Consider the following 6,214-nt stretch of genomic DNA (forward strand, 5'->3'; position numbering starts at 1 on the left):
ATTTTTGGCTTGTATGGGCAGGGAGCTTTGTATGAAAGATTTCCAGGGTTTCCTCCTATGCGGTCATTAAAGCAAACACCTCATATAAAATAAAAAACGATTGAAAAGTAAAAGAATAGACTTTGAAGCCCGGTTTTGGTCAGGCAGCAGGAAACATTCCGGGATAAAACTTATTGAATCCTGCTTCCATTTCAATGACCTGGTTACCACCAAACAAATGCTCAACAAGATTATGATTTATGCCGGGAAAAAGAAAACGGCGATCAATGAAGATTCTTCGGTGATCTTCCATTTTCATCAGGCCTTGCGGTCTTTTGTGCGGGCGTGCTATGCAATCAGGTTAAAGGAAACAACCTGGGAAATGGATAGTAGTACAGAGAATCATTCTCCATTGATACAAGCTTCCCTATCGGATGAGGAATATATGAATCCAGCCGTGGTATTTCAAAACGCTTTTGCAGAATACAGCATCAGGGATTTTGACTATTACATCGCAGTTGCAGTCTATTTCTCAATGGGTATTTACGCCCACGCAGCCGAGAGCAAAATTTTTGCACCCTACATCCATCTTATCAAGATGCTGGATGTGGCACATCTTATTCTCGAAAGAAGAATCCAAAAGAATCAATAACCATTAAAGTAAAATTCAGAGAATGGAAAATAGTACCTAGAAATTACCCCAATATAATAAGAAAGCCCTTTCCCTCAGTTTGCAGACCACAGGAAAGAGCATAATCAGTTTTAATAATTATTAAAAACCTATTCAAAAGTATGAAAAATATCTTTTGCAGGGGAATCCTATCCCTTGTTTTTATCCTGGTAGCAGCCACCACATCTTTCGCCCAGAAACAATCTCTTAAAATCGGAGAGTCTCTTCCTGGCAATTTCTGGACAACACCTTTTCAGGTGGTGAATCATTCACAAAAAACCTTCAGCTTTAATTCAGACAAAAATAAACTCATCCTTCTGGATTTCTGGGCTACCTGGTGCAGTGCCTGCCTGAAGAAATTCCCGGAAATGGAAGAGCTGAAAAAGAAATTCAGTGATAGAATCAATATTATAGCGGTAACCGACCAGAACCGGGCAACCATAGAAAAATTCTTTGCCTCGACCAACGGACAGCGTTATAAAGATGTCACTTCAGTTGTGGATGATAAAATACTTATTAGGATGTTTCCTCATACCGCAGTCCCTTTTATTGTCTGGATAAAAGACGGAAAAATAATCAATACCACCGATGGCGGACAGGTCAATGAGAAAACTATCGCAGCGGTTTTGAAGAATGAAACCTCTTCTTTGCAGACCGTCATTCAGATCGACAGAAAACGTCCGCTGATGCTCTCTGAGAATTTTGAACTGGAAAAACTGAGCAGTATTATTGGTTATAGTCTCTTTGCTAAAGGAAGAATACGAGCGATCCCATTTGGTTCCGGGTTCCATAGAGATGGAGAAATCGTTTACGGGCGGCAGTTTACTAACTTTTCCCTGATGAATATCTACAGAGGTATTTCGTATGAGCTATTTCGGGAGTTCGGTGACAAATTTTCAGATAAACGTCTTATCAATCTGGTTAAAAATACTGAAAATATCGATTTCAATACAACAACCGGTGGAAATTTTGAGAAGCTGTACAGCATCGAATACATTGTTCCAAAAGACGAAGCGAAAAATCTTTACTCCAAAATGCTGAGGTACGTCAATGAAAATTCCAATTATATTGCCAGTATCGAAAAGAAACAGGTTAAATGTTTGGTTCTAAGAAGAACTTCAGATATTGATAAGATTACATCGAAAGGTGGCGAATCGATTGGAGATGTATTAAAACCGCCATACCAATTACGAAATGTCACTCTCGATTATTTACTGTCCGCTTTAGAAGCGACCAATGATATTACCTCATTGCCTGTAATAGATGAAACGGGCTATCAAGGAAAAGTAGATCTGAAGTTTTCAAATTTTCAAGGCCTGAAAACGATTCAAAAAGAACTTTCCGCCTATGACCTTGAGTTAGTTGAAACCGAGAAGGAACTGCCAATGCTGGTGATAAAGGATAAATAATATTAATCATTAAAAACATTATGAAAAACTATATACTATTTCCGGTAATCTGCTTCAGTTCCCTGATAGCCGCACAACAACACACCGTTACAGGAAAAATAACAGAAAGTGCAACAGGGAAACCTTTATCCGGAGTTGCGGTGATCATCCAGAACATTAATGCAGTTACCAATACCGACAAAAACGGAATATTCAGTCTCACAACCGCTGAATCCCGATTATCTTTATTAATAAGCAAAGCAGGCTACGAAAGTCAGTCATTAGATATTCAATTTCCATTGCAAAAGGAGCTTACCATATCATTATCTGCGAAGGTTACAGAAATAGAAGAAGTTTCTTTATCCACCGGATATCAGAAAATTCCCAAGGAGAGATCTACGGGTTCCTTTTCATCAGTTGATAATAAATTATTGCAGCAACAGGTGACCACCAACATTATGGACAGGCTCCCTTCGATAGCCAATGGTCTAACCGTCAGTAAAGGACTGACTGAAGATGGACAGCTAATGATTAGAGGCTTAAGTACGATGCAGGGTCCTAAAAATCCACTGATTGTTGTTGATAATTTTCCATACGAAGGGAGTATCAGCAATATTAACCCTAACATCATTGAGAGTGTTACAATCTTAAAGGATGCAGCCGCATCAAGTATCTGGGGAGCGAGAGCAGCCAATGGGGTCATCGTGATTACCACCAAAGCGGCTAAAACGAGTCAGACAACATCTGTGGAATTTACAGCTAACACCACTCTGAGTGCAAAGCCAGACTTAGATTACAGCAGACAGATTTCCAGCAGTGACTTCATCGATGTAGAAATGAAGCTTTTTAACCAAGGCTATTATGATACTGATCTCAATTCTGCAAACCATCCTGCTTTAACACCAGTGGTTACCATTCTAAATAAAGAAAAACAGGGGCTTCTTTCCCATAATGATGCGATGAATGAAATCAACAGATTAAGGAATATTGATGTGAGAGAACAATACAGCAAGTATATGTATCAGCCTGTGGAAAACAGGCAGTATGCGCTCAATATTTTTGGAAGCACTCCTAAATTATCCTGGACATCATTTATTGGGTATGACAATAATACAGGGAATTTAAGTGAAAAGTATGAGCGCTTGAATGCCCGTTTTCAGAATATCTGGAAACCAACTGAAAAGCTGACCGTAACCACCGGAATGTACTACACAAACACAATAACAAAAAGTGGCAGAAGTGCCTACAATAGCATCACGATGCGCAATAACTGGAAGGTTCCCTATATAGAGTTCGCAGATGATGCCGGAAACACTCTGGTGATGAACCATATGCTGGATCAGGATTATAAAAACAGTTTGCGGGGAACAGGACTTCTGGACTGGAATTACTATCCGTTGAGCGATTGGATGCATAATATCGTTCAAAATAAAACAAACGAATTTATTCTCAACGCAGGCCTGAATTACAGAATTATCAAAGGTTTGGATATCGATATCAAATATCAATATCAGCACAACAACGGGGAAAGCAGAACGCTCTATGATGAACAGAGTTATTACGCAAGAAATTACGTGAATAATTTTGCAAAAAAGAATATGGACGGCAGTATCAGTTTTGTTGTTCCCAAAGGAGGAATTTTTGATAAGGGGCTGTCTGAAACAGCAGTCAATAACCTGAGAGGACAATTGAACTACAATAGAAACTTTGGAAAGCATTCCATTAGTGCTATTGCAGGAGGTGAGATCAGGGAAACCATTACCCGATATGATAATAACAGGTATTACGGTTACAATACCAATCCGTTATCGACTGCCGGTATTGATTATACCAAACAATACCCCAATTTTGTAACGGGAAGTATGGATTTTATCGAAAGAGGAACCTCACTTCGGGAAACCAATATCCGTTTTGTTTCGCTGTACGCCAATGCTGCATATACGTATAATAAACGCTACACATTATCCGGAAGTGTAAGACAGGATGCAAGTAATCTTTTCGGATTGAAGACCAATCAGCAATGGAATCCCTTTTGGTCTGCTGGTCTGTCCTGGAATGTTGCGAATGAAGCTTTTTACAATTCCGGTTTTCTTCCTTACCTGAAATTAAGAGGCTCTTATGGTTTTAACGGAAATATCGACCCTTCGATGGTGGCTGTGACTACGATACTATTTGATACAGATCTTTCAGTGTATACCGGAGGCAATACCGCAAGAATCGATAAATTTTATAATCCCAACCTTCGCTGGGAGACTATCAAAATGATGAATATAGGATTGGACTTTGGGCTGAAAAATAATATCATTACCGGTTCAGTTGAATATTTTACGAAGGAAGGAAGCAACCTCTTTGGTACGGCACCATTGGATTACACCACCGGAGTTAAAAGTATGCTCTGGAATGTCGCCGGAATGAGAGGCCGCGGTATGGATATCGAACTTAAAACGCTAAATATTGATAAGACCATAAAATGGAACAGTATTATTAATTTCAGTGTCTATAATGACAAGGTCACCAACTATTATTTACCAACCACCTTTGCTAATAACTTTGTTGTTAATTCAGGTTCCATCGCTCCGATAAGCGGTATTGCCGGGCTTCCCGTGTACAGTGTATTCGCCTACAAATGGGCGGGTCTTGACCCAAAAACCGGAGATCCCCAAGGCTATCTGAATGGAGAGGTCAGTAAAGATTACACTAAAATATTGAACTCTGCTAAAGGAATTGAAGACTTGGAATACTTCGGGTCTGCGATTCCTACAAAGTACGGGTCATTCATCAACACGGTTGCCTACAGACAGTTTTCGCTGGATGTCGGCATCAGTTATAAGTTCGGGTATTGGTTCAGAAGAAGTTCTATCAACTACACCGACCTGATTTCGAGCCGTGACGGGCATAGCGACTATACCAAGAGATGGCAGAATCCTGGTGATGAGCTATGGACGAATGTACCTTCCAATCCATACACAACCAATTCAGCGAGGGATGCTTTTTACAACGGTTCCAGTGTCTTGGTGGAAAGAGGTGATCATATCCGGTTGCAATACCTTACCCTTAACTATAATTTCAGGAAAGAGAGTTTAAGGAGTTTGCCTATTCAGAATTTACAGCTCTTTGCATCGGCAAATAATCTGGGCATACTTTGGAAGGCCAATAAAGCAGGCATCGACCCGGATTACAATTGGGGAACTTACTCTTTAAAACCTGTAACGACCTATTCAATCGGACTTAGAACACAATTTTAAATCACCTTTATGAAAAATATATTTTTAAACATATTCGCCTTCTGGGCATTGTGTAGCATTACTGGCTGTTCGGATTTTTTAGATGAAAAATCGGATTCCAGACTGGCAACACCGGTTACATTAGAAGATAATCAGGCTTTGATGGACAGGACATTCAACACGGTACTGTCAAACAGTATCAGCGGTCAGATATCGGCGGATGAAATTTATATTACAGATGCGGATTATGGTAACCTGACCAATGAATTTGAAAAAAGGCTATATACCTGGCAGCCCGGTGAAGTTTCCAGCAGTGATGAAAATGACTGGGGAAGCTGCTACCGAAGGATCAATGTATGCAATACGGTTTTGTATAACATCGAACATTATCAGATTGCAGGCGCAGAAAATTTAAAAGGACAAGCCTTGGCTCTTAGAGCTGCCATTTATCTGGAAGCGGCCCAAGTTTATTGCCTGGCATATAATGAGAATACTGCCAATACGGATTTGGGATTACCTCTGCGATTAGATCCGGATATGAATATCCCTTCCAAAAGATCATCGCTAAAAGAGACTTATGATCAGATCATCAGTGATCTGAAAGTAGCAGCTACGTTATTACCGGCTACGCAAATTGCATTGATCCGCCCATCGAAAGCAACTGCATTGGGCTATCTTTCCAGAACCTACCTTTTTATGGGAGATTATCAGAATGCCCTAGAATATGGAAAACAAACATTGGCCATCCATAATGATCTTATAGATTTCAATACCTTAAATCCTTCCGATTCTTATCCGATAAAATCAATGAATACTGAAGTGCTTCTGCATTCTTCTATGGTGTATTCTCAGTTGTTGTCAAGCTCGATGGCTAAGATTCCGCAATCACTGTATAATACTTATGATAATAATGATCTGAGAAAGAGCATTTATTTCAGATTGAATACAGCCCA

At 39.8% G+C, this 6,214-nt stretch carries 4 protein-coding genes; all 4 read left to right on the top strand.

Translation table 11 applies throughout. From position 1 onward, the window contains the following. Positions 1-232 precede the first annotated feature (232 nt). Positions 233-631, top strand: a complete 399-nt coding sequence (locus WFK35_RS19550; protein ID WP_336734049.1) for a hypothetical protein — start codon at positions 233-235, stop codon at positions 629-631. A 140-nt stretch (positions 632-771) separates the two neighbouring features. Continuing rightward, the gene (locus tag WFK35_RS19555) at positions 772-2,058 is read left to right on the top strand and encodes a TlpA family protein disulfide reductase (protein ID WP_336734051.1); all 1,287 of its coding nucleotides are present in this window, start codon (positions 772-774) and stop codon (positions 2,056-2,058) included. A gap of 20 nt (positions 2,059-2,078) precedes the next feature. Further along, entirely contained in the window at positions 2,079-5,282 is a 3,204-nt protein-coding gene (locus tag WFK35_RS19560) for a SusC/RagA family TonB-linked outer membrane protein (protein ID WP_336734053.1), read from the top strand. 9 nt (positions 5,283-5,291) lie between these two features. Then, positions 5,292-6,214 (top strand): RagB/SusD family nutrient uptake outer membrane protein (locus tag WFK35_RS19565; protein WP_336734056.1); only part of this gene is annotated, 923 nt, incomplete at its 3' end.

Source organism: Chryseobacterium sp. VD8 (genome assembly GCF_037149975.1).
GTDB lineage: Bacteria > Bacteroidota > Bacteroidia > Flavobacteriales > Weeksellaceae > Chryseobacterium > Chryseobacterium indicum.

Coding starts and splice junctions, on each gene's coding strand:
- WFK35_RS19550 (WP_336734049.1), top strand. CDS start 233: ATGATTTATGCCGGGAAAAAGAAAACGGCGATCAATGAAGATTCTTCG.
- WFK35_RS19555 (WP_336734051.1), top strand. CDS start 772: ATGAAAAATATCTTTTGCAGGGGAATCCTATCCCTTGTTTTTATCCTG.
- WFK35_RS19560 (WP_336734053.1), top strand. CDS start 2,079: ATGAAAAACTATATACTATTTCCGGTAATCTGCTTCAGTTCCCTGATA.